Source organism: Streptococcus sanguinis SK1 = NCTC 7863 (genome assembly GCF_000194945.1).
Classification (GTDB): domain Bacteria; phylum Bacillota; class Bacilli; order Lactobacillales; family Streptococcaceae; genus Streptococcus; species Streptococcus sanguinis.
Window position 1 is genome coordinate 311259 of record NZ_GL878507.1, and the last position, 21998, is coordinate 333256.

A 21998-nucleotide genomic window follows, 5' to 3' on the forward strand; every position below is an offset into this window, starting at 1 on the left:
AGGAGAGCAAGATATTGAAGAAAAAAATTATGGTATTAATTATTATTCTGTTTATTATTATCTTAGGAGGATTTATTTTTATGCAACAAATAGAACATTCAAAATTAGAATCTAGAAGAGACAAGCTGATTAAGCATGCTTTCTCTCTTTTTGAAGAACAAACAGCTCTTTATATTAAGGAAAACTATGCTGGTATTAATAAAATTGAATTTTCTCCTATCTTTTTTGAAGAAGGAGGACCTAATGATTACTTATCTATTCAAGTTGTGCCAGTCATTTATGATCAAGAAGGAAATAAGGCCTATTTGGGACGTAAAGTAGGAAAAACATCTTTCCTCAGTTATGGTTTGCATTTTGGTGTTGAATTTGATTTTGGGATTGATAATGAAGAAATTATTGTTTTAGAGAATTCGAAAGCTGGTGGAGATATTGATGTATCTGACGCTAAGACTCTCCCTGAGAATGCAAAAATGTCTAAAGGATATGGAATTGATGATAATATAAGTGCATTAGTAAAAGATGGTCAGTTGAAAAATGTCGAGAAAAAGGAGGGTGGTAGTCCTCAAGTCGAAATTGTTTATAACCTAGAAATTCAGAAAGGAAATTATCGGAAATGGCGTTGACAGATGAAGAAATTCAACAAGTTATGGCAAAACGAAAAGAAATAATTGAGCAAAATGAAGATACCGTGTTCTATATAGGTACTAATGAAAATAGAAAATATTATACTATTATAGAAATAAAAAACGAAACAACTCAAGGTATTGCTTTCGTGCCTTCGGATTCAGAGGGGAAAAATTTAGATTATACACAAACTAGTGTGGTTTATTTAGGAACTCAAGTTGGATTAGAGACGGTTTGGGTTACTCCGACGGATCCAATTCTTGTTCCAAACGAATCAACTAGAAATGCCATAAAAGCCCGTGAAGCTTTGTCTCCTCAGTATAATGATATGGAGTTGTTCTATAAAAATGCAGCAGAAGAGGTTGCTAAACATAATGGAACTATTACCAATCTCTCTGCTTATAGTCAGTCTGGTGTCCCTGGGGTAAAAATAGGGGCTAAATATAAGGTTCCCCAAATAACTACTTTTGTAGATTGGGGTGGCATAGGTGCTCTAAATAGTGGCGTATTTACAAAGAGTGAACTAGAGTATATTAATAGTCATACACACTCATATAGCGATTCTGGCAAAGATTTAACCTCCTTAGACGGTGGAGGGGGAAAAATTGTGTATGGAAAGGTTTTTACAGCAGAAGGTACTCATGGTATCAATTCTCCTTGGGGAGATCATGCTCCAGAGTTTTTCCATTTGAAGGGGAACCGTTTGGATATTGACTGGTATTATAAGAAAAATATGTTTGCTACTGGTATGAGCGAAGCGCAGGTAAGAAAGATTGCTAAGGTAAAGGCTCAAAAAGCGAAAGAAACTAATTTATTGGATTGGGGGACATGGTTTGACAGTACAGATCCAGAAGTCTATGTCAAAGAATATTTGGAGAAATATGGTCCTTTTGAACCTGAGCCAGTTGATAAAGTAAAATTGAATAACAAGACCATTATGGAACTGCACAAGAAAATGGGGAGTGTTTCAGGAAGTAAGCTCATCAGTCTGCGGGAAGAATTGGTAGCCACAGTAGCTGATAATGCTCGCTTGCAAGGCAGTCTGTATCAGTCAGAAGTTGATCAGAAATTGGCACAGGCTAAAGAAAGCGCGGAAAACCATATATCTGAGGTGCATGAGGCAGCATACCAAATGGCAAAGAGTTTATCAAGTTCGGAAGTGGAAACTTTGTTGAGCGAGTTTACCTTGGAGACTTGTTGGGATGCTGGTTTGGAAACTGGGACACTTGAGCAGTCGGCTAGCTATGCAAGAAAATTATCTGAGATTGCTGAGGTGTTGGAAGCTGCGTCTGGTAAAATAGTGGCTCTGGATAAGGAACAGGCTGCTTTGTTTGGTTTATCAAAATGATAGGAGGATGAAATGGTAGGAGGAGCTTTAGCTATTGATAAGCTGTCAGTTGAGAATGCTTTGAAGGAACTAAAGAAAGAGCAAGAAAGGACAGCTATTCGAGCGGTTATTGCGGCTAAGAAACTAGTCATTGCTCAGGAAGGGATTGAATTGCAGGATTGGTTTAATGGTCACGCTGAGAAGATGAAGTCTTTTGCGGCGACGGTCTTGGTAGCGGATTTGAAAGGTGGCTTTACTGGTAAGGCTGCCGAGGCAGCGGAGAGTGCTTTGCAGTCTGTACCCCAGCCGAACTTAACAAGTCCAATCATTGGAGGATAAACTGTGACTCTACGCCAAAAGAATATTGAAGAGTTAGAAAACGCATATATTAAAAAAACGAGGCAATTTAATGAGTTTGAATGGGACTGTGAGGATTTGCGAAAGGATGTGCAAAGGCATACAGAAGACTTGGCTGACTGGGTTTATTATTTCTATCGTCGGACATCAAGTAGACATTTTAATTCGATTTCTAATCAGCTGTTTTACCTACAAGAGGAGTTTGAAGTCAAACTGAAGCGCTTTGAAAGACGCTTGGAAGATGAGAGAGAAGTTGAAAGGAAGAAATTTCAACAGGAGCTGGATCGGTTGTGTCGCCAAGGATATGAGGAGGATTAGTTTTCTCTGATATACTAAACGAAAGTTTTCACCAAACTAAACAGAGTGAGTCTCTCAAAACAGTATTTTTGAGATTGTTGAACAGATTTATAAAGTTAATAAAAAGAATATAGATGTCTCATTTTACTAGACACACACAGGAGAGTATTAATAAGCAGACTAGAAATAGCTACTGATACTGAAATATTTGACGTAATTTGATATACTAGGAAGCAAGTATAATTTTTTTGATTGACTCGGAATGGAGGCGCTTATGAAACTGAATGTGAATCTCCCGCATCATCCCTATGATATTCTCATCGAAAAGGGGTCTTTATCTCAGGCTGGAAGTTGGCTGCGTCAGCTTTGGCAGCCTCAGAAGGTAGTCATCGTCACGGACAATCGAGTGGCTCGACTCTATGCGGAAAAGGTCAAGCTGAGCTTGGAAGCGGCTGGCTTTGAGACTTTTGTCTTTGACTTTTTGGAGGGTGAGGCCAGCAAGAACTTAAAGACGGTCAACAAAGTCTATGAGTTTTTGGTCAAGGTTGGTTTGACCCGCAGCGATGGTATCGTGGCCTTGGGTGGCGGAGTTGTCGGAGATTTGGCAGGCTTTGCTGCTTCGACCTATATGCGGGGCGTGCATTTCGTGCAGGTTCCGACTAGTCTGACTGCTCAAGTGGACTCCTCTATCGGTGGTAAGACAGGTGTCAATACGCCTTGGGCTAAGAATATGGTCGGCACTTTTACCCAGCCTGACGGAGTTCTGATTGACCCAGAAGTCTTGCATACTTTGGGTCAGCGGGAACTGATTGAAGGCATGGGCGAGGTGGTCAAGTACGGCTTGATTGAGGATAAGGAACTCTGGGAAGAGCTGTCAGAAATGGATGGCAGTCCAGAGTCTATTTTGGAGCATGCAGAGAGCATCATTTACCATTCCTGTGATGTCAAGCGTAAGATTGTGGTTGAGGACGAGCTGGATAATGGCGTCCGCCTCTATCTGAATTTCGGCCATACTATTGGGCACGCTATTGAAGCGACAGCAGGCTACGGAAAAGTCATGCACGGTGAAGCTGTGGCGATTGGCATGGCACAGGTTTCCCGCGTCGCTGAAAAGAAAGGCCTCATGCCAGCTGGGATTACAGAAGACATTATCCGCATGTGTCAGAAGATTGGCTTGCCGGTGGATTACCAGCCATGGAATGAGAATGCTCTCTATCAGGCACTGACCCATGATAAGAAGGCTAGAGGCAACTCTATCAAGCTAGTACTGGTGCCTGAGTTGGGTTCGGCTAGTATTCACCAGATTCCGCTGGAAGAGATGAAAGAATTTCTGAAGAAATGAGTGCCAGATGGAGTTTAAGACGATTGGACAGTTTGGATAAAAATAGACAGATTGTCCAGTTCTTTCCATCCCAGAAATAGGAGAAAATGTATGAGATACTTAACAGCAGGAGAATCCCACGGACCACGTCTGACAGCTATTATTGAGGGGGTGCCGGCTGGTCTTCCTCTGACCGCTGACTATATCAATGCTGAGCTCAAGCGTCGTCAGGGTGGGTACGGCCGTGGTGCCCGCATGAAGATTGAAAGCGATCAAGTCGAGATTACGTCTGGGGTTCGGCATGGCTTGACCATGGGCGGTCCGATTACCCTCAATGTCACAAATCTGGATCACCAGAAGTGGCTGGAGATTATGAGTGCGGCAGATGTGGATGAAAAGAAAAAAGGGCTGCGCAAGATTACCAAACCACGCCCTGGCCATGCGGACTTAGTCGGAGGTATGAAATACCGCTTTGATGATTTGCGAAATTCTCTGGAGCGTTCTTCTGCCCGCGAAACGACCATGCGTGTGGCAGTCGGAGCAGTAGCCAAGCGTTTGCTGGAAGAAATCGGTGTGGAGGTAGCCAGCCATATCGTAACCTTTGGCGGCATTGATATTGATGTGCCGGCCGATCTAACTGTAGCAGAAATCAAGGAAAGAGCTGCCCAGTCAGAGGTTTCCATTGTCAATCCTGAGCGCGAAGAAGAAATCAAGGCCTACATTGATCAAATTAAGAAAGACGGGGATACCATCGGTGGTGTCATTGAGACTGTCGTTGGTGGTGTGCCGGTCGGTCTGGGCTCCTATGTTCAATGGGACAAGAAGCTGGATGCCAAGATTGCTCAGGGAGTCGTGTCCATCAATGCTTTCAAGGGAGTCGAGTTTGGCGTGGGCTTTGAAGCCGGTCGTCTCAAGGGCAGTCAGGTAATGGATGAAATCCTCTGGTCTGAGGAAGATGGCTTCACTCGCAGGACCAATAATCTAGGCGGCTTTGAGGGCGGTATGACCAATGGTCAGCCAATTGTTGTACGCGGCGTTATGAAGCCCATTCCAACCCTTTATAAGCCACTGATGAGCGTAGATATCGAGACCCACGAGCCTTATAAGGCGACAGTAGAGCGGAGCGATCCTACAGCTCTGCCAGCGGCGGGTGTTGTCATGGAAAGCGTGGTGGCAACAGTTTTAGCCACCGAAGTTCTGGAGAAGTTCTCTTCGGACAATCTGGAAGAACTGAAGGATGCGGTAGCCCGCCATCGGGAATTTGTCAAGAACTTTTAGAAGAAAGGAGTGGGCATGGAGAGAAAAACAGTCTATATCGCAGGTCTGGGACTGATTGGAGCTTCTTTGGCTCTGGGCATCAGGCGAGCTCATCCTGAGATTGAAATTCTCGGCTATAACAGAAGTGAAGAATCAAGACAGGTTGCCCTGGAGCGAGGAATGGTAGACCGGGTAACGGATGATTTTGCCGCCTTTGCTCCATTGGCTGATGTGATTATTCTGGCTGTGCCCATCAAGCAGACCATAGCATTTATCAAGGATCTAGCGGAGCTGGACCTGAAGGAAAATGTTATCATCTCAGATGCTGGATCGACCAAGGCTGAGATTGTGGCAGCTGCAGAAAAGTATCTGCAGAATAAGCCCGTCCGCTTTGTCGGAGCTCACCCGATGGCCGGAAGTCACAAGACCGGAGCCAAGGCTGCCCATGTCACTCTCTTTGAAAATGCCTATTATATCTTTACGCCCTCTAGCCTGACCAAGTCTGGTACGCTTGAGGAAATGAAAGACTTGCTAAGTGGTCTTCATGCCCGCTTTATCCAGGTGGACGCAGCCGAGCACGACCGAGTGACCAGTCAAATCAGTCATTTTCCGCATATCCTAGCCTCCAGCCTTATGGAGCAAGCGGCAGCTTATAGCCAGGAGCATGAGCTGACCCAGTCTTTTGCGGCCGGTGGTTTTCGAGATATGACGCGGATTGCGGAGAGTGAGCCGGGTATGTGGACCTCTATTCTCTTGACTAATCCTGAAGCTATCTTGGAGCGGTTGGAAGATTTTAAAGATCAGTTAGACAAGGTGGCCGCAGTGATTGAGGCTAAGGACGAGACAGCTATCTGGGAATTTTTCGACCGAGGGCGACAAAGCCGCAAGCAGATGGAAATTCATAAGCGGGCCGGTGTAGATAGCTTTTACGACCTCTTTATTGAGGTGCCCGACGAAGAAGATGCGATTTTGGGTATTTTGGAGCTCCTGCGGGGAATTTCAGTCGTCAATATTCGTATCAACGAGGAAAACCGTGAAGATATCAACGGTATTCTGCAAATCACCTTTAAAAATCACCAAGATTTGGAAAAATCTGCTAAAATAGTAAGAGAAAATACGGATTACCTAGTGTCCGAAGACTAATATAGATTGGAGAACTCTATGTCAAATATTTATGATTTAGCCAATGAACTGAGCAGAAATCTGCGTGAGTTGCCTGAGTACAAGGCCGTCGCAGAAAGCAAGAAAGCAGTGGATGCTGATAGCGAAGCGAAGGCTATTTTTACAGATTATCTGGCTTTCCAGCAAGAACTGCAACAGCTGGCTCAGACTGGTCAGGTACCGACTCAGGAGGTGCAGGACAAGATGACTTCCTTTGGTGAGAAGATTCAGGGCAATGCTGTTCTTTCTGAATTCTTCAATAAGCAGCAGCAACTGTCCATCTATCTAGCGGACATTGAGCGTATCATCTTTGATCCGGTGCAGGATTTGCTTAAGTAAGTTAATAAAAAAGAAGAATCTGGGATGAATACCCGGATTCTTTTAGCTTTAGCTAGGATTCCAGAAATTTTAAGAATTTCTGGTCTTTTTATGATAAAATAAGAAGCAACAAAGGAAAGTACGAGGTCACCTATGAAATTATCAACCAATGTAAGAGGCCTGAAGGGCCGTATCCGCGTACCTGGAGATAAATCCATCAGCCACCGTTCCATTATTTTTGGAAGTTTGGCCAAGGGGGTCACTACTGTTCGTGACATTCTGCGAGGAGAAGATGTGCTGTCTACCATGCAGGTTTTTCGTGACTTAGGCGTGCAGATTGAGGACGATGGAAATCTAGTCAAGATACATGGCGTAGGATTTAAAGGTCTGCAAGCACCGAAAAATAAGCTGGATATGGGGAATTCTGGAACGTCTATCCGTTTGATTTCTGGTGTTTTGGCTGGCCAGGATTTCGAAGCAGAGATGTTTGGTGACGACAGTCTATCCAAGCGGCCTATGGATCGGGTGACCATTCCCCTTCGGCAGATGGGAGTCGAGATTGCTGGTCGGACTGAGCGTGATTTACCACCGCTCAAGATGAAGGGAAGCAGGGAACTGCAGCCTATTCATTATCAGCTGCCAGTGGCTTCTGCTCAGGTTAAGTCGGCCTTGATTTTTGCTGCCCTGCAGGCTCAGGGAGAGTCGATTATTATAGAAAAGGAAATCACCCGTAATCATACAGAAGATATGATTGCCCAGTTTTGCGGGCAAATTGAGGTCAAGGGCAAGGAAATTCGCATTCAGGGCGGTCAGGAATTCACTGCTCAGGAAGTGACGGTTCCAGGTGACATTTCCAGTGCGGCCTTCTGGCTGGTAGCTGGATTGATTGTGCCGGACTCTAAGATTATTTTAGAAAATGTCGGCATCAATGAAACTCGTACAGGTATTCTAGAAGTGATAGAGGCTATGGGAGGACGGATGACGCTGTCAGATGTCGATCCAGTAGCCAAGTCTGCAACCATCACCGTTGAGACTTCTGAGCTTAAGGGTACGGAGATTGGCGGTGAGATTATCCCACGCTTGATTGATGAGTTGCCGATTATTGCGCTTCTGGCGACTCAGGCTCAGGGACGGACTGTCATTCGTGATGCAGAGGAGCTCAAAGTTAAGGAAACTGACCGTATCCAGGTAGTAGCAGACGCTCTCAATAGCATGGGTGCAGCTATTACCCCGACGGAAGACGGCATGATTATCGAAGGGAAAACACCTCTTCACGGCGCCCAGGTCAATACCTTTGGCGACCATCGCATCGGGATGATGACGGCGATTGCTGCTTTGTTGGCTCAAAGCGGTCAGGTGGAACTTGAACGATCTGAAGCTATTAAGACTAGCTATCCAAGCTTCTTCAGAGACCTGGAGGGTTTGATGCATGGCTAAGATATTGCTGGGCTTTATGGGAGCTGGAAAATCCACAGTGGCTAGAGGCTTAGCCCAAGACTTTGTCGATATGGATGAACTGCTCTGCCAGCGGCTGGGCATGTCTATTAAGGACTACTTTGATCAGCAAGGTGAAGCGGCCTTTCGGTCTGCTGAAGCCCAGCTCTTGGCTGAGTTGATCGATACGAACTTGGTCGTCTCAACTGGCGGTGGTGTAGTCGTCAGCTCGGAAAACCGCAGATTACTTGCTCAGAACGCTGACAATATCTATCTGAAAGCAGATTTTGAAACGCTCTATCAGCGAATTCAGCAGGATGCTAAGCAGGAGCGACCTTTGTTCTTAAACCAGATCAAGTCAGACTTGCAGCAGATTTTTGAGCAGCGTCAGGCCTGGTATGAGGAAGTAGCGACCCAGATTGTCGATACGAGGCTCAAAAGCCCGCAGGAAATTATTGAGGAAATTCAATGAAAATAGCATTTTTAGGTCCCAGAGGCTCCTTTTCTCACCATGTAGCCCAAGCTGCCTTTCCCAGCCAGGACTTGGTGCCCTATCAGAATATCACCGATGTCATGAAGGCTTATGAGGCTAGGGAAGTGGATTACTCGGTCGTTCCGGTGGAAAATTCCATTGAGGGCAGTGTCCATGAGACGCTGGACTATCTCTTTCATCAAGCAGATATTCAGGCGGTGGCTGAGATAGTTCAGCCCATCAAGCAGCAGCTCTTGGTGACGGATTTGGAGAAGCCAATTGAGAGGATATTTTCTCATCCGCAGGCTATTGCTCAAGGAAAGAAATATATCCGCCAGCATTATCCGCAGGCTGCCATTGAGGTGACAGCTAGTACGGCCTATGCAGCTCGTTTTGTGGCGGAGCATCCTGAAAAGAATTTTGCGGCTATTGCCCCGCGGACGGCTGCAGCAGAATACGGGCTCAAAGTAGCGGCCAGCGATATTCAGGAAATGGAAGAAAATTATACCCGCTTCTGGATTTTGGGCCATGAGGTGCCTAAGCTTGAACTGGCTAAGACAGGAGACAAGCAGACACTGGCTTTGACCCTGCCGGACAATCTGCCAGGTGCCCTCTATAAGGCTTTGTCGACCTTCGCTTGGCGTGGGATTGACCTGACCAAGATTGAGAGCCGGCCTCTAAAAACGGCTTTGGGAGAGTATTTCTTCATTATTGACATTGACAACGAACAGAAAAAATTGGCGGATTTTGCCTATCAAGAGTTGACAAGTCTTGGAATTACTTATAAAATTTTTGGTAGCTACAGTGTGTTTCTGATTCAGGACAAGTAGCAATAGATTGGAGAAGAGATGAAGAAACCAGAAAATCTTAGCCATCATGAACAGCTCCGCTTAGATTATCTCTACAAAAATTATTATTATCTAAACGATAAAGAAAAGAAAGAATTTGACTATCTGCGTCAGAAGTCCAAGGGGATTGGCAATTCAGCCAGTGTGCCTGACCATGAAGAGCAGCCGCATACAGCTAGTGACGCCTATGAGCAAGAGCCAGTTGAAATGGATTCTTCTGGCCTCTTGCCCAAGTATCCTGAGCGTTCTTCTCGCAGCAGAAAGCAAAAGAAGGAGCCTGAAGCTCTGGCAGGAGCTGGTCTGGGACAAGACAAGCCCAAGAAGCCTCGCAAAAAAATCCGCTTGAAACGAATTCTGCTTTGGGTAGGGATTTTCCTGCTGATGGTCTTGGGCGGCATGATTTTCATGTTTGTCAAAGGCTTGACGACAGCTCACACTGGCAATTCTAAGCCAGCAGAAACAGAATTCTTTGACGGTAAGGATACTAAGGACGGAGTGAATATCCTCATTCTCGGAACAGATGGCCGGGTTGGTGACGACTCGACTGAGACGCGGACTGACTCTATTATGGTCTTGAATGTTGGTAATAAGGACCACAAGGTAAAATTGGTCAGCTTTATGCGTGATACTCTTATTCACATTGACGGCGTCAGCAATGAGTACACCGATCCGTCGCAGGCCGATTACTATGACCAAAAGCTCAATTCTGCCTATACGATTGGGGAGCAAAACCACAACCGCGGTGCAGACTATGTCCGCCAGATGCTCAAAGATAACTTCGATTTGGACATCAAATATTATGCACTGGTGGATTTCCAGACCTTTGCGACAGCTATTGACACCCTTTTCCCAAATGGCGTCAGCATGAATGCCCAGTTCTCAACGATCGATGGGGAGAAAGTGACAGAGGTCGAAGTGCCAGATGACCTGAACATGAAAGACGGTGTGGTGCCTAATCAAACAATCAAGGTCGGTCAGCAGCAGATGGACGGTCGGACCTTGCTCAACTACGCTCGCTTCCGTAAGGATGATGAGGGCGACTTTGGCCGGACCCGCCGCCAGCAGGAAGTCTTGACAGCTGTTTTCCAGCAAGTCAAAGATCCGACCAAGCTCTTTACTGGGTCAGAGGCCCTTGGTAAGGTCTTTGCCTTGACTTCGACCAATGTGCCTTACAGCTTCCTTTTGACCAATGGTCTCTCTATGGCTGGAGATTCCCGCAATGGAGTTGAGCGCCTGACGATTCCAGAAAATGGCGACTGGGTGGACACCTATGACATGTACGGTGGCCAAGGGCTCTTGATTGACTTTGAAGCCTATAAAGAAAGACTGCAGCAAATGGGTCTCAGATAAGATATATGATATAATGAAAGGTAGGACGATGTCCTGCCTTTTCTTTTGGGAAATGGCAGAGCGATAAAGCAGAAAGAGAAAAATATGTTAAAAAAGAATGATGTGATTGAAGTTGAAATCGTGGATCTGAGCCACGAGGGAGCTGGAGTTGCCAAGGCAGAAGGTCTGGTTTTCTTTGTGGAAAATGCCCTGCCGGGTGAACTCATCCGCATGCGTGTGCTCAAGGTCAACAAAAAAATCGGCTTTGGCAAGGTGGAGGAATTTCTCCGTACCTCAGACCAGCGCAATGAAAATCTTGATATGGCTTATCTGCGTACAGGGATTGCTGACTTGGGGCATCTGAACTATTCAGCCCAGCTGGACTTCAAACGCAAGCAGGTCAAGGACAGTCTCTATAAGATTGCTGGTTTGTCCGATGTTGAAGTGCTGCCGACACTTGGTATGGAGCAGCCGCTGGGCTACCGTAATAAGGCTCAAGTGCCTGTCCGCCGTGTCAATGGCCAGCTGGAAACAGGATTTTTCCGGAAAAATTCCCATGACCTCCTGCCGATTGAAGATTTCTATATTCAGGACCCAGTCATTGACCAAGTTATTCTTTTTACACGTGATTTGCTGCGGCGTTTTGACCTCAAACCTTACGATGAGCAGGAAAAGACAGGACTCATTCGCAATCTAGTTGTTCGCCGTGGCCATTATTCAGGGGAAATCATGGTAATTCTGGTCACAACCCGACCTAAAATTTTCCGAGTAGAGCAACTGATGGAGTGCTTGACAGAGGCTTTCCCAGCTATCAAGTCCATCATGCAGAATATCAACGACCAGCCCGGCAATGCGATTTTTGGAAAAGACTGGCGAACACTTTATGGCCAAAACTACATCACCGACCAGATGCTGGGAAATGACTTCCAGATTGCTGCGCCCGCCTTTTACCAAGTCAATACCGAGATGGCAGAAAAGCTCTATCAGACAGCTATTGACTTTTCTGAACTAACCGCTGATGATGTGGTGCTTGATGCCTACTCTGGTATCGGAACGATTGGGCTCTCTGTTGCTAAACACGTCAAGCAGGTCTATGGTGTCGAAGTGATTCCAGAAGCTGTCGAAAATAGCCGAAAGAATGCAGCAATCAACGGCATTACCAACGCCAGCTATGTCTGCGCCTCTGCTGAAGAAGCCATCCAAAACTGGCTTAAAGAGGGTATTCAAGCGGATGTCATCCTAGTCGATCCACCACGAAAAGGCCTGACCGAGAGCTTTATCAAAGCCAGCGTCAGTATGGAGCCCAAGAAAATCACTTATATCTCTTGCAATGTCGCCACTATGGCGCGTGATATCAAACTCTATCAAGAATTAGGATATGAGTTGAAGAAAGTCCAGCCGGTGGATTTATTTCCGCAGACGCATCATGTTGAGTGTGTAAGCTTGTTAGTGAAACGAAGCTAATCCTCAAAAGGTTCCCCAAACCTTTTGAGTCCCGCAAACGCATCATGTCGAGGCGGTATCACTGCTTGTACGAGCAGAGGTATCAGCGAAGTAGAAGTAGATGCTCCGCCCATGGGATAGGACTCGTAGAATGAGGAGGGAAACCGACGAAATGATACGGAAAGTCTGAACCGCTGAGTGTGTAGCTTTGCTGGTGAAAACGTAGGAACGTTTTAGTGAAAGTAATTTAAAAATCCTTGTTTTTAAATTTTTGGCAGTGTAAGTATTAGTAATCGAAATAGGTTAATGCGAGTATGAATGAAATTATTGTACGCAATCTAAAGAAAAATTTTCGTGGTAAAGTTGTATTGGACATTCCTAGCTTTGAATCGCATTCAGGAGAGATTGTTTCTATAGTGGGCACCAATGGTGCAGGTAAATCAACTTTCATAAAAATTATCTCTGGCTTAATGTTACAGGACGCAGGTGATGTATTTGTTTTTGGTAGTAAGAATACTTCGAAAGATATTCATAACAATGTCAAGCTTGTACTAGAAAGCGGTAGAGGCTACTATGAATATCTGACGGCAAATCAAAATATTGATTACTTTTTACATTTGAATAAAAGTTCGCGTAGTCAGGTTAAGGATGAATTGGAGGATTTATTTAATAAACTAGCTTTCCATCCCTATGTTGATGTATTGGTGTCCGAATTGTCACAAGGAACGAGACAAAAATTATCTTTGATTATTGCGTTACTTTGTAAGCCAAAAGTATTGTGTTTAGATGAACCAACCAATGGTCTGGATGTCATTGCCAAAAAGCAGTTTGCGAAATTGTTACTAACTCTCAGCCAAGAAAAAGGAACTATTGTTCTCATGACGACTCATGATATCTATTTTGCAAAAGAAATATCAACAAGAATTTGTATTATGAGTAGAGGGAAAATAATCCAGCAAGGTAGTTTCTCAGAAATCTTTGGGAAAAATACTAGGTGGATTAAATATAGAATTGGTATTTCAGACTCTGATAAAGATGCTTTTGAGAGACTGTTTCCTGATTTATCTTACCAAATAGAAAACGAAAGATTGATTGTTGAAGTAAAAGATAGTCAGGTGAAAAATAATATCTTTAATAATTTTGAGATAATATTTTTTGAAGAAGTTGAGGAAAGTATCGAAGAAATATTGTATGAGGTTATCAATGATGATTAAAGAAATAAGAAGGGAGTTAAAGAGACAGCTGCAAGAGATGATGCATTTTAAATTCAATTTATTTTTTTCAAATTTTGGAATTTTGATAATGGTTTCAGCTTATCTTCAATACTTTAAAGATACGCAAAGTAAATTTTTATTGTTATGTTTATTATTTACTTGGTATTTTACGAGTCATAGTATTACGCACCCAACTTTTTTTATTGAGGATGACCTTTATGATAGAACTTTGATAAGTGTAATCCAGAGCAGTAAGAGTGTTTTTCATGTCTTAATGTTTAAAATTATTGTTCAGATATTGGTGGATCTAGTTAAAGCCATACCTATATTTATCGTTTTATCCACGCTTAATGATGTTGATTTTCCGGATAGTATTTTAAAGTTAGTTGGAAACCTGGCTGCATGTATGCTAACTGTTATTAGCATATATGGTTTGGGTTTTTTCCTATCAAGTCTCTGCTTCATTTTTAATCGTACTTCTAGCATTACATCGTTAATTTCTTATTTCATGCTGTATTTTACTGGCATACTAACACCGCTAGGTGGTTTATTTGGCTTTATAGGAAAGCTTTTCCCTTACTATGCCTTGAGAAATTTTATTATTTCTCCGTCCTACCAGAGTATCTTTTTTATTATAGTCTATTGTGCAGTATATTGGTCAGCTGGAACTTTCCTATTTTTCACTTTATTGAACATTGCTAAAAAAAGAGGGAGCCTTTTCCATGTTTAGTGAATTAAGAAGATATTTCAATTATAGAGTTCGATACACGTTTGATAGTATTTGCGAAGTGATTTATTCCATGATTTTTATTACAGGAATCATTATTATTTTCAATAGTGATAAACCGATAAATCTACTCTATTTTTTTATTTATTATTCTATAACTAATGTGATATTGCTTGCTAATGAGGAGTTGGAATTTGAAATTCGCACTAATCAATATACAAATATCAAAACAACTAGACGGACAACAATGATGATTTATATTGCTAGATCAACAACTTATTTTATTTGGTCAACACCCATTTTTTTGATTTCAATCATTCTATCGCATATGTTTTTTAATGGAAAATTTTTTATGCCTTCATTCCATTTAGTGGATTTGATTTTGATGTCAATACTTAATTATGCTGTATTTTTTGTCTTATATACCATGGCAATTAAGTTAACAGAACGCTTTAAACGAGTATCCGTCCTATTGAATTTATTTAATACTATAATGTTATTTTATTCTGGACTAGTATTTCCTGCTCCCTTTGTTAGCTATGCAGATGTGTTGGATATATTTTTGAATAAAAAATAAAAGTAAATTGATATGTTTAGAACTAGTTATTTAAGTCTTTTTCGAAAGATTATAAAGTAGCAGCCCTACGTTTAATGCTTTCATTCAAATATTCAGGCTCCTATTTTATCCCCGTCTAGAGAAAAACACGACCATCTAAGTTGGTAAATAACTTCAGGAGGTTTATAGGCTATGCTTAGATCTTATGTAACTAAAAAGTATTTATTCTTCTATTTTGTGGCGATTATGATTACTTGGCTGGAGGCTGTCATTACACCGGCTTTGATTCAGTATATTGTCTCTAGTTTTACCAATCACCAGTTGCATTTGCTGTGGCAGGTCTTGATTTGGGGGATTGTGGGGAATTTGATTCTCTTGCTGGGTTTGGCAGGGAAACGCTATTACTATGCACGAGTGCTGACGGACTTCAAGTCGGGCATTAAGCAGGCCATCTTTCAGACTTTCTTATATAGCCGTCGGATAGCGGATGAAGAGGTTTTGTCCGACCTGGAAAATGATGTGAAACAGCTAGAAGATAACTATATTGAGCCGACTGTTATTATCATTTCTTCTTTGGGATTTACAACTGTCTCTATCTGTTATGCTCTCTGGACTAATTTTTATCTGGGTTTGCTCTTTATCATTTTTTATTCGATACCTGTCCTTTGTAGTAGCATAGGTTCCAAACGCTTGGATGCGATTTCTGAGCAGAAGTCCATGGCTAACCAAAGCTATGTTTCTCAAGTGACTAATATGATTGCGGGTGCTCGTTCCATACGGCATTATCGGGGACAAAGCTTGTTTTACAAACTGTTTTCCAAAGATTTACACAAGGCTTTAGAGCAAGAAGTCGCCTATGAAAAGCAACGGACTTTAAACAGTCTATTTATCAATGGGATTGATGCCTTTTGCTCGGTCGCGCCTATTGTCATTGGTGGTTTCATGACCTATTATAATTACCTATCTGCAGCCAGCTTTGTTGGGATTTACCTAGTATCGCACAATATCGGCTACCAATTTCAGGAGTTATCTTACTTTATCAATACTAGAAAATCAGCCAAGTTTCTCTGTGATAAATATCAAAAACTGCTGGGAGAGGAGTTGACAATGCCTTCAGTTTTTGAAGGTCCCGTCTTTCCTATCCAGCTAGAGCAAGTCAGCGTAGAGCGTGATGGTCAAGAAATCCTAGCCCCTTGCGATCTTACCATTGAGGAAGGGGAAAAGATCGCCATTATCGGAGAAAGCGGGTCTGGGAAAACAACCTTACTGAACCTCATCTATGGAGAAATCAAGCCGAGTCAAGGTCGGATTCGCTACCATGGACAAGAGCTAAGCTCGGATCAACTCTATCAGGCAGGAGCCTACATTCTCCAGTCCAGTCATATCTTTGATGGATTGACACTAGAGGAAAATATCGCTCTGGGGCAAGAACTGGATTCCAGAATGATGGAAGAGATTCTGCAGCAAACCGGTTTGAAAGCTATTGAAGGCAAAACACCCAGCAACCAAACCCTGTCAGGCGGTGAGAAGCAGCGGCTAGAAATTGCTCGCGCGCTCTATCACAATCGTCAATTTATCCTGGCTGACGAGGTCAAAGCCAATCTGGACATTAAAAACCAAGAGAAAATTAGTCAGCTTCTATTCTCTCTCCCACAAGCACTCGTAGAAGTGATTCATCACTACAGCGAAGAGGACTTGAAGCACTATGATAAGGTGATAGAATTGGAGAGATCTGAAAATATCGGTACAAAAATGTCAAACGAAGATTATACTGAATAATTTAAAAAGCTTAAAAATAAAGCAATTTTCTTGAATTAGAGTTTGACTACATAATAGTGTTGTAAAGTTAATCGAGGAGTTATTGATGGATTTTATTAGTAAGATAGCCATAAATAAAGGATGGTCAGATGATAAAAAATATTGTGTTACAGACCAGAACAATCAAAAATATTTATTGCGTGTTTCTGATAAAGAGAAGTTTGATTCTAAGAAAATTGAATTTGATATAATGGAGAAAATTGCTTCTCTTGAAATTCGTATGTGTAAACCGATTAAATTTGAACTCTGCGGTGACGAAGTGCATTCTATACACGAGTGGATAGACGGAAAAGATGCAATAGATACCATTTTAACTTATTCAGAAAAACAACAATACATTTACGGGATAGAAGCAGGAAGAATGCTTAGAAAGATTCATACAATTCCTGCTACAGAAGTTTGTGAAGACTGGGAAATCTTTTTTAATCGAAAAATTGATGATAAAATCTCCAAATACAAAGAATGTCCCGTGCAATATGAAAGTGGTCAACTCTTTATTGATTTTTTGGATAAAAACCGTGAACTGCTAAAGAACAGACCCCAAGTTTTCCAACATGGAGATTATCATATTGGGAATTTCATGATTGGAGAAGATCGAGAGATTTATGTGATTGACTTTGATCGTTTTGATGTTGGAGATCCTTGGGAGGAGTTCAATCGTATTGTGTGGTCAGCTCAAGTATCTCCCGCTTTCGCATCTGGTATGATAGATGGATATTTTGATGAAAAAGTTCCAAATTTATTTTGGAAACTTCTTGCCGTTTACATTCTAAGTAATCTAGTTGGTGCTCTTCCATGGGCTGTTCCTTATGGAGAAGAGGAAATATCAGTAATGCAAAATCAAGCTAAGGAAATTTTAGAATGGTATGATGATATGAACCGATTAGTCCCAAGTTGGTATATGAACAAGAATAATACTGAATAAGCGTTGGAATATCAATTTGGAAAAAGAATAGAATTAAATGAAATCTCAAGATAGAAACTAATATTAAGCCTTGTCCTCAAGGCTTTTTAATATTCTCTGCTATCCCTTTTATTCCCAAACTTGAACAATAGCTTGCAATCATTTTTTTAAAATAGTATACTAGGGCTAAGCTATGGAATCGTTTGCATAGAATTACGATGAGTTTAAAAAGTGAAATCTAGGAGATGAAAAGTATGGAATTAACAGCCATTTATCATAGACCGGAGTCGGAGTATGCCTATCTTTATAAAGAAGGTCAAGTTCATATCAGAATAAGGACTAAGAAAGAGGATATAGAGAAAATCGTTTTGCATTATGGGGATCCCTTTATTTTTCTTGAGGATTCTTATGAAGATGTGAAAGAGATGGTCAAAGTGACCTCTGATGCCTTATTTGATTATTGGCAAGTAGCTGTTTCTGTGCGCTTTGCTAGGCTCCAATATCTGTTTGAGCTTGAGGATAAAAAAGGTCAAAGCATCTTATATGGAGATAAAGGCTTCGCTGACAATAGTCCAGAGAATCTTGCTTTAGAGGGCAATGGTTTTAAACTCCCCTATATTCACGAAATTGATGGTTGCCAGGTTCCTGACTGGGTTTCAAAAACGATCTGGTATCAGATTTTTCCAGAACGATTTGCAAATGGAAATGCTGAACTTTCACCAGAAGGAGCTCTAGATTGGGATTCGTCTATCAGACCTAAAAGCAGTGATTTCTTTGGAGGGGATTTACAGGGGATTATTGACCATCTGGATTATTTGCAAGACTTAGGGATTACAGGGCTTTATCTCTGTCCTATCTTTGAATCCCCAAGTAATCACAAGTACAATACGACGGACTACTTTGAAATTGATCGACACTTTGGGGACAAGGAGACTTTCCGTAAACTGGTGGAGCAAGCTCATCTTCGTGGCATGAAGGTTATGCTGGATGCGGTTTTCAATCATATGGGCGATCAATCTGCTCAATGGCAGGATGTTCTCAAGCATGGTGAAAAGTCAGAATATAAAGACTGGTTCCACATTCAAGAGTTCCCAGTGACGAATGACAAGCTTATGAATCCAAAAGAACTGCCTTATCATACCTTTGCCTTTGCCAGCTATATGCCTAAGTTAAACACGGCTAACCCTGAGGTGAAAGACTATCTCTTAAGCGTTGCGACCTATTGGATTGAACATTTTGATATTGATGCTTGGAGATTGGACGTGGCCAATGAGGTTGATCATCAATTTTGGCGAGATTTCCGCAAGGCCGTTTTATCTAAAAAGCCTGACCTTTATATTCTTGGAGAAGTTTGGCATACCTCTCAGCCTTGGTTAAATGGAGATGAGTTTCACGCTGTCATGAACTATCCTCTATCCGATAGTATCAAGAACTACTTTTTGAGCAGGAGTAAGAAGACCAATCAATTTATAGCTGAGATTAACTGCCAGTCCATGTACTACAAGCAGCAGATTTCTGAGGTCATGTTTAATCTCTTGGATTCGCATGATACAGAGCGCATCTTGACGACAGCTCAAGGAGATATCCAGCTTGTCAAATCCGCACTCGCCTTTCTCTTTTTACAAAGAGGGACGCCTTGTATCTATTATGGGACTGAGCTAGAATTGGGCGGAGGTATGGACCCAGATTGTAGAAGGGTTATGCCTTGGGACCGGGTTTCAAGTAGCAATGACATGCTCAATTTTATGAAGAACTTGATTCAGCTTCGCAAGGATGTTGCGGGCATTATTCAGTATGGGAAATTTACCCTAGAAGAAATCGAGCCTAATGTGCTGGTTTTAGAGTGGGAACATGATCATCAAGTAATCCGAGCTCTTTTTAATCAGTCGAATGAGAATTATCTTTTAGACAGAGATTCAGCTGATTTGGTGAGTCATTGCCAAACTGATGACCAGCAAGTTCTCATCTTACCAAAGGGATTTGTAGTTTATTGTGATGAGTCTTGCTTTTGAGATGTGTTTAGCTAATATCTTAATCCCATGATGTATTCTAAATAAGATAAGAGAAGCTGAAAGATTATTCTATTTTGTAATTACTGTAATTATCTGTTATAATATCCCTAAGGAGGAAGCAAGATGGCAGTAAAAACTAGAAAACAAGGGAATTCTATAACAATAACGATTCCAAGTGAATTTAATATTCCGAGTGGCGTGCATTACGATGCTAAATTGTTACCGAGTGGCGAAATTGTCTTTACTCCTGAAAAGACTGAAAATCAGGTTACTTATATTTCTGACGAATCTTTTGAATTGGATTTAGATAATATTTTTGATGAATACGATGATATTTTTAAAGCTTTGGTGGAAAAATGACAGTCTATTTAACAGAAAAGCAAATTGCAAAGATTAATACTTTAGTTATTCAGCGCTATTCTCCGAAAGAACAAATCAAGACGATTAGTCCATCAGCACTAAATATGATTGTGAACTTACCTGAACAATTTGTTTTTGGGAAACCTCTTTATCCGTCAATCTTTGATAAGGCAACAATTTTATTTGTTCAATTTATAAAAAAACTTGTTTTTGCTAGTGCTAATAAACGAACGGCTTTTTATGTTTTAGTAAAATTTTTACGATTAAACGGTTATCATTTTTCTGTTGAACTTGACAAAGCAGTTGAAATGTGTGTAAGAATAGCGGTTGAATCCCTGTCGGAGCAAAATTTAAAAAATTACTCAAAATGGGTTTCTGAACATTCGTTTCGTAATGATAACGATTAAGCTTTAATTATGCAAAGGAGTGCAATCTTATGCCTAGACCGAAAACCAAAGAAGACTTGCTGTTAGCTGCTAAGGAAAACTTTGAGAAGTTACAAACTCTCATTTCTAAGATGTCTGATGAAGAGTTACACACGCCTTTTGATTTTTTTCGGGATGAAAAGAAGAAAGAGGCCCATTGGAGACGAGATAAAAATGTAAGAGATGTTTTGATTCACCTCTATGAATGGCATCAGCTCTTGTTGAATTGGGTGCATTCCAATCAAAAGGGTCAAGAGCAGACTTTTCTTCCTGCGCCCTATAACTGGAAGACTTATGGAGAGTTGAATCTGGAATTTTGGAAGAAGCATCAAAAGACTTCTCTAAAAGAGGCAACTGAGCTCTTTCATCAGTCACATCAAGATGTTTTGGACTTAGCCGACACATTTACAAATGAAGAATTATTTTCAAAAAATGTCTATAAATGGGTCGGAGGGACTGTACTAGGTTCCTATTTTGTAAGTGCTACTTCCAGCCATTATGACTGGGCCATGAAAAAGTTGAAGGCTCATCAGAAAAATTGTAAAGCAAAATAGTCTGTAGAAGACAAGAATTAGAGAGAAATAAGAATGAAGAAATACAGCAAAATAATCATGTCCTGCGCCTGCCTGTCTTTGGCTTTTGGGCTAGCGGCATGTGCTAGTTCGCAGAAAAATAAAGAAACAAGTCAAACTACATCGACTTATTCAAATCTAAACAGTAAAAAGAGTGTCGAAGAAGTCAAGAGTTTGTTGGCAGCCGACTTGGATAAAGACAGTGTCAATAACTTTGTCAATCTAGTCAATGACTACAATGGACTTGTTGGCTCTACTGGATTAAAAGGCGATTTCACTAAGTTTACCAAAACCGAGTATGATGTAGAAAAAATCAATCCTCTGTGGCAGGCAAAGAAGGGCGATTTTATCGGGACAAATTGTCGGATTAATACCTATACTTTGCTGAAAAATAGCATCGATATCCCTCAAATTGAAAAAGATGACGAACTTTTGTTTATCGATAATGACGCGATTGACAAGGGCAAGCTCTTTGATGCCAAGGATAAGGAAGAATTTAATATCCTGTTTTCAAGAGTCAAGACTGAAGCGACTCAAGATGTAAAAGTCCATGCTAAGAAGATGGAGGAATACTTCAAACAGTTCAAGTTTAGCGAAAAAGCACGGATGCTTTCAGTCATTGTCCACGACAATCTTGACGGCGACTCTCTCTTTGTAGGGCATGTCGGCGTCTTGGTTCCAGATAAAGACGGATATTTATTTATCGAAAAGCTGACCTTTGAAGAGCCTTACCAGGCTATCAAGTTTGCGACCAAGGAAGATGTCTACAAATACTTGCAGACCAAATATAAAGACTACACAGGAGAAGGACTGGCCAAACCTTTTATCATGGACAACGATAAGTGGGTAGAGGGTAAGTAGTCTGATTCAGTTAGCATTAAGAAAATAGAACTGGGAGATTTAACGTATGGAATTAAAAGATTTTACAGAAAAGGAACAGGAGCAGATTAATCAAGGGCTCAGCACTGCAGAAATTTCCGATAAGGAAGCAGCCAAAAAGATTCTTGCACTCGTACCCAAGGAATGGATTAAAAGAATTCCTTTCTTCGTGAGAGGGCATGCGACGACCAAGACGGTTGAGCGAGTTGCTAAGCAATATCCTGAACTATTCGCTGTTGCTAAGCAGCAAGGCGAACTTCCTGACAAGGAAAGAGAGGAATTGCGCGTGATTATGACAAGCATTTTTGAAGAAAAGATGAATAAGCATAAGATTAAATGAGCA

At 41.7% G+C, this 21998-nt stretch carries 24 protein-coding genes; all 24 read left to right on the plus strand.

The window, feature by feature from the left end:
- Positions 1-14: 14 nt before the first annotated feature.
- The 24 genes from HMPREF9378_RS09285 (at position 15) to HMPREF9378_RS09170 (ending at position 21995) form a co-directional block, all read left to right on the plus strand.
- Positions 15-623, plus strand: a complete 609-nt coding sequence (locus tag HMPREF9378_RS09285; RefSeq protein WP_002900034.1) for a hypothetical protein — start codon at positions 15-17, stop codon at positions 621-623.
- Positions 614-1972: a hypothetical protein gene (locus HMPREF9378_RS09280; RefSeq protein WP_002900035.1), complete on the plus strand. Its 1359-nt coding sequence runs from the start codon at positions 614-616 to the stop codon at positions 1970-1972. Before HMPREF9378_RS09285 ends, HMPREF9378_RS09280 begins: the two co-directional genes overlap by 10 nt.
- Positions 1973-1984: 12 nt before the next feature.
- Positions 1985-2290 carry a hypothetical protein gene (locus HMPREF9378_RS09275; protein WP_002900036.1) on the plus strand — a complete coding sequence of 102 codons (306 nt, stop codon included), beginning with the start codon at positions 1985-1987 and terminating at the stop codon, positions 2288-2290.
- Positions 2291-2293: 3 nt separating this feature from the next.
- The gene (locus HMPREF9378_RS09270) at positions 2294-2626 is read left to right on the plus strand and encodes a hypothetical protein (protein WP_002900038.1); all 333 of its coding nucleotides are present in this window, start codon (positions 2294-2296) and stop codon (positions 2624-2626) included.
- Positions 2627-2879: 253 nt separating this feature from the next.
- Entirely contained in the window at positions 2880-3947 is a 1068-nt protein-coding gene (gene aroB, locus HMPREF9378_RS09265) for a 3-dehydroquinate synthase (protein ID WP_032909563.1), read from the plus strand.
- A gap of 90 nt (positions 3948-4037) precedes the next feature.
- Positions 4038-5204 carry a chorismate synthase gene (gene aroC, locus HMPREF9378_RS09260; protein ID WP_002900041.1) on the plus strand — a complete coding sequence of 389 codons (1167 nt, stop codon included), beginning with the start codon at positions 4038-4040 and terminating at the stop codon, positions 5202-5204.
- 15 nt (positions 5205-5219) lie between these two features.
- On the plus strand, positions 5220-6326 hold the full coding sequence (locus HMPREF9378_RS09255) for a prephenate dehydrogenase (protein WP_002913402.1): 1107 nt from the start codon (positions 5220-5222) through the stop codon (positions 6324-6326).
- Positions 6327-6344: 18 nt separating this feature from the next.
- A complete protein-coding gene (locus HMPREF9378_RS09250; protein WP_002900045.1) occupies positions 6345-6683 on the plus strand; it encodes a YlbF/YmcA family competence regulator in 339 nt (112 codons plus the stop codon).
- 132 nt (positions 6684-6815) lie between these two features.
- Entirely contained in the window at positions 6816-8099 is a 1284-nt protein-coding gene (aroA, locus tag HMPREF9378_RS09245; RefSeq protein WP_002913403.1) for a 3-phosphoshikimate 1-carboxyvinyltransferase, read from the plus strand.
- Positions 8092-8568: a shikimate kinase gene (locus HMPREF9378_RS09240; RefSeq protein WP_002900048.1), complete on the plus strand. Its 477-nt coding sequence runs from the start codon at positions 8092-8094 to the stop codon at positions 8566-8568. The genes aroA and HMPREF9378_RS09240 overlap by 8 nt, the downstream gene beginning before the upstream one ends.
- Positions 8565-9398 (plus strand): prephenate dehydratase, encoded by an 834-nt coding sequence (gene pheA / locus HMPREF9378_RS09235; RefSeq protein ID WP_002900049.1) that lies wholly within the window; start codon positions 8565-8567, stop codon positions 9396-9398. Before HMPREF9378_RS09240 ends, pheA begins: the two co-directional genes overlap by 4 nt.
- Before the next feature lie 18 nt (positions 9399-9416).
- Entirely contained in the window at positions 9417-10766 is a 1350-nt protein-coding gene (locus tag HMPREF9378_RS09230; protein ID WP_002900050.1) for an LCP family protein, read from the plus strand.
- A gap of 84 nt (positions 10767-10850) precedes the next feature.
- Positions 10851-12209 (plus strand): 23S rRNA (uracil(1939)-C(5))-methyltransferase RlmD, encoded by a 1359-nt coding sequence (gene rlmD, locus HMPREF9378_RS09225; protein ID WP_080555384.1) that lies wholly within the window; start codon positions 10851-10853, stop codon positions 12207-12209.
- A 293-nt stretch (positions 12210-12502) separates the two neighbouring features.
- Positions 12503-13402: an ABC transporter ATP-binding protein gene (locus HMPREF9378_RS09220; protein WP_002900052.1), complete on the plus strand. Its 900-nt coding sequence runs from the start codon at positions 12503-12505 to the stop codon at positions 13400-13402.
- Positions 13392-14132 (plus strand): ABC transporter permease, encoded by a 741-nt coding sequence (locus HMPREF9378_RS09215; RefSeq protein WP_002900053.1) that lies wholly within the window; start codon positions 13392-13394, stop codon positions 14130-14132. Before HMPREF9378_RS09220 ends, HMPREF9378_RS09215 begins: the two co-directional genes overlap by 11 nt.
- A complete protein-coding gene (locus tag HMPREF9378_RS09210; protein WP_002900054.1) occupies positions 14125-14706 on the plus strand; it encodes a hypothetical protein in 582 nt (193 codons plus the stop codon). Before HMPREF9378_RS09215 ends, HMPREF9378_RS09210 begins: the two co-directional genes overlap by 8 nt.
- A 171-nt stretch (positions 14707-14877) precedes the next feature.
- Entirely contained in the window at positions 14878-16464 is a 1587-nt protein-coding gene (gene gggC, locus HMPREF9378_RS09205) for a streptosactin export ABC transporter GggC (RefSeq protein ID WP_002913404.1), read from the plus strand.
- Between the two features lie 85 nt (positions 16465-16549).
- Entirely contained in the window at positions 16550-17428 is an 879-nt protein-coding gene (locus HMPREF9378_RS09200; RefSeq protein ID WP_002913405.1) for an aminoglycoside phosphotransferase family protein, read from the plus strand.
- A 233-nt stretch (positions 17429-17661) separates the two neighbouring features.
- Positions 17662-19419 (plus strand): glycoside hydrolase family 13 protein, encoded by a 1758-nt coding sequence (locus tag HMPREF9378_RS09195; RefSeq protein WP_032911129.1) that lies wholly within the window; start codon positions 17662-17664, stop codon positions 19417-19419.
- Between the two features lie 123 nt (positions 19420-19542).
- Complete coding sequence (locus tag HMPREF9378_RS09190; RefSeq protein WP_002897305.1) at positions 19543-19779, plus strand: AbrB/MazE/SpoVT family DNA-binding domain-containing protein; 237 nt, start codon at positions 19543-19545, stop codon at positions 19777-19779.
- Positions 19776-20186, plus strand: coding sequence for a type II toxin-antitoxin system death-on-curing family toxin (locus HMPREF9378_RS09185; protein WP_002913407.1), 411 nt, complete (start codon positions 19776-19778; stop codon positions 20184-20186). Before HMPREF9378_RS09190 ends, HMPREF9378_RS09185 begins: the two co-directional genes overlap by 4 nt.
- A 29-nt stretch (positions 20187-20215) precedes the next feature.
- Positions 20216-20758 (plus strand): ClbS/DfsB family four-helix bundle protein, encoded by a 543-nt coding sequence (locus HMPREF9378_RS09180; protein WP_002913408.1) that lies wholly within the window; start codon positions 20216-20218, stop codon positions 20756-20758.
- A gap of 33 nt (positions 20759-20791) precedes the next feature.
- The gene (locus HMPREF9378_RS09175; RefSeq protein ID WP_002913409.1) at positions 20792-21637 is read left to right on the plus strand and encodes a DUF4300 family protein; all 846 of its coding nucleotides are present in this window, start codon (positions 20792-20794) and stop codon (positions 21635-21637) included.
- 46 nt (positions 21638-21683) lie between these two features.
- Positions 21684-21995: a hypothetical protein gene (locus HMPREF9378_RS09170; RefSeq protein ID WP_002900070.1), complete on the plus strand. Its 312-nt coding sequence runs from the start codon at positions 21684-21686 to the stop codon at positions 21993-21995.
- Positions 21996-21998 lie beyond the last annotated feature (3 nt).

What these genes read in the sequence shown, in the direction of transcription:
- HMPREF9378_RS09210 (WP_002900054.1), top strand. Translation starts at nt 14,125, where the DNA reads ATGTTTAGTGAATTAAGAAGATATTTCAATTATAGAGTTCGATACACG.
- HMPREF9378_RS09190 (WP_002897305.1), top strand. Translation starts at nt 19,543, where the DNA reads ATGGCAGTAAAAACTAGAAAACAAGGGAATTCTATAACAATAACGATT.
- HMPREF9378_RS09195 (WP_032911129.1), top strand. Translation starts at nt 17,662, where the DNA reads ATGGAATTAACAGCCATTTATCATAGACCGGAGTCGGAGTATGCCTAT.
- aroA (WP_002913403.1), top strand. Translation starts at nt 6,816, where the DNA reads ATGAAATTATCAACCAATGTAAGAGGCCTGAAGGGCCGTATCCGCGTA.
- HMPREF9378_RS09230 (WP_002900050.1), top strand. Translation starts at nt 9,417, where the DNA reads ATGAAGAAACCAGAAAATCTTAGCCATCATGAACAGCTCCGCTTAGAT.
- HMPREF9378_RS09220 (WP_002900052.1), top strand. Translation starts at nt 12,503, where the DNA reads ATGAATGAAATTATTGTACGCAATCTAAAGAAAAATTTTCGTGGTAAA.
- HMPREF9378_RS09180 (WP_002913408.1), top strand. Translation starts at nt 20,216, where the DNA reads ATGCCTAGACCGAAAACCAAAGAAGACTTGCTGTTAGCTGCTAAGGAA.
- HMPREF9378_RS09275 (WP_002900036.1), top strand. Translation starts at nt 1,985, where the DNA reads ATGGTAGGAGGAGCTTTAGCTATTGATAAGCTGTCAGTTGAGAATGCT.
- HMPREF9378_RS09200 (WP_002913405.1), top strand. Translation starts at nt 16,550, where the DNA reads ATGGATTTTATTAGTAAGATAGCCATAAATAAAGGATGGTCAGATGAT.
- HMPREF9378_RS09255 (WP_002913402.1), top strand. Translation starts at nt 5,220, where the DNA reads ATGGAGAGAAAAACAGTCTATATCGCAGGTCTGGGACTGATTGGAGCT.
- HMPREF9378_RS09240 (WP_002900048.1), top strand. Translation starts at nt 8,092, where the DNA reads ATGGCTAAGATATTGCTGGGCTTTATGGGAGCTGGAAAATCCACAGTG.
- aroC (WP_002900041.1), top strand. Translation starts at nt 4,038, where the DNA reads ATGAGATACTTAACAGCAGGAGAATCCCACGGACCACGTCTGACAGCT.
- rlmD (WP_080555384.1), top strand. Translation starts at nt 10,851, where the DNA reads ATGTTAAAAAAGAATGATGTGATTGAAGTTGAAATCGTGGATCTGAGC.
- HMPREF9378_RS09170 (WP_002900070.1), top strand. Translation starts at nt 21,684, where the DNA reads ATGGAATTAAAAGATTTTACAGAAAAGGAACAGGAGCAGATTAATCAA.
- HMPREF9378_RS09250 (WP_002900045.1), top strand. Translation starts at nt 6,345, where the DNA reads ATGTCAAATATTTATGATTTAGCCAATGAACTGAGCAGAAATCTGCGT.
- HMPREF9378_RS09175 (WP_002913409.1), top strand. Translation starts at nt 20,792, where the DNA reads ATGAAGAAATACAGCAAAATAATCATGTCCTGCGCCTGCCTGTCTTTG.
- HMPREF9378_RS09280 (WP_002900035.1), top strand. Translation starts at nt 614, where the DNA reads ATGGCGTTGACAGATGAAGAAATTCAACAAGTTATGGCAAAACGAAAA.
- pheA (WP_002900049.1), top strand. Translation starts at nt 8,565, where the DNA reads ATGAAAATAGCATTTTTAGGTCCCAGAGGCTCCTTTTCTCACCATGTA.
- aroB (WP_032909563.1), top strand. Translation starts at nt 2,880, where the DNA reads ATGAAACTGAATGTGAATCTCCCGCATCATCCCTATGATATTCTCATC.
- HMPREF9378_RS09215 (WP_002900053.1), top strand. Translation starts at nt 13,392, where the DNA reads ATGATGATTAAAGAAATAAGAAGGGAGTTAAAGAGACAGCTGCAAGAG.
- gggC (WP_002913404.1), top strand. Translation starts at nt 14,878, where the DNA reads ATGCTTAGATCTTATGTAACTAAAAAGTATTTATTCTTCTATTTTGTG.
- HMPREF9378_RS09185 (WP_002913407.1), top strand. Translation starts at nt 19,776, where the DNA reads ATGACAGTCTATTTAACAGAAAAGCAAATTGCAAAGATTAATACTTTA.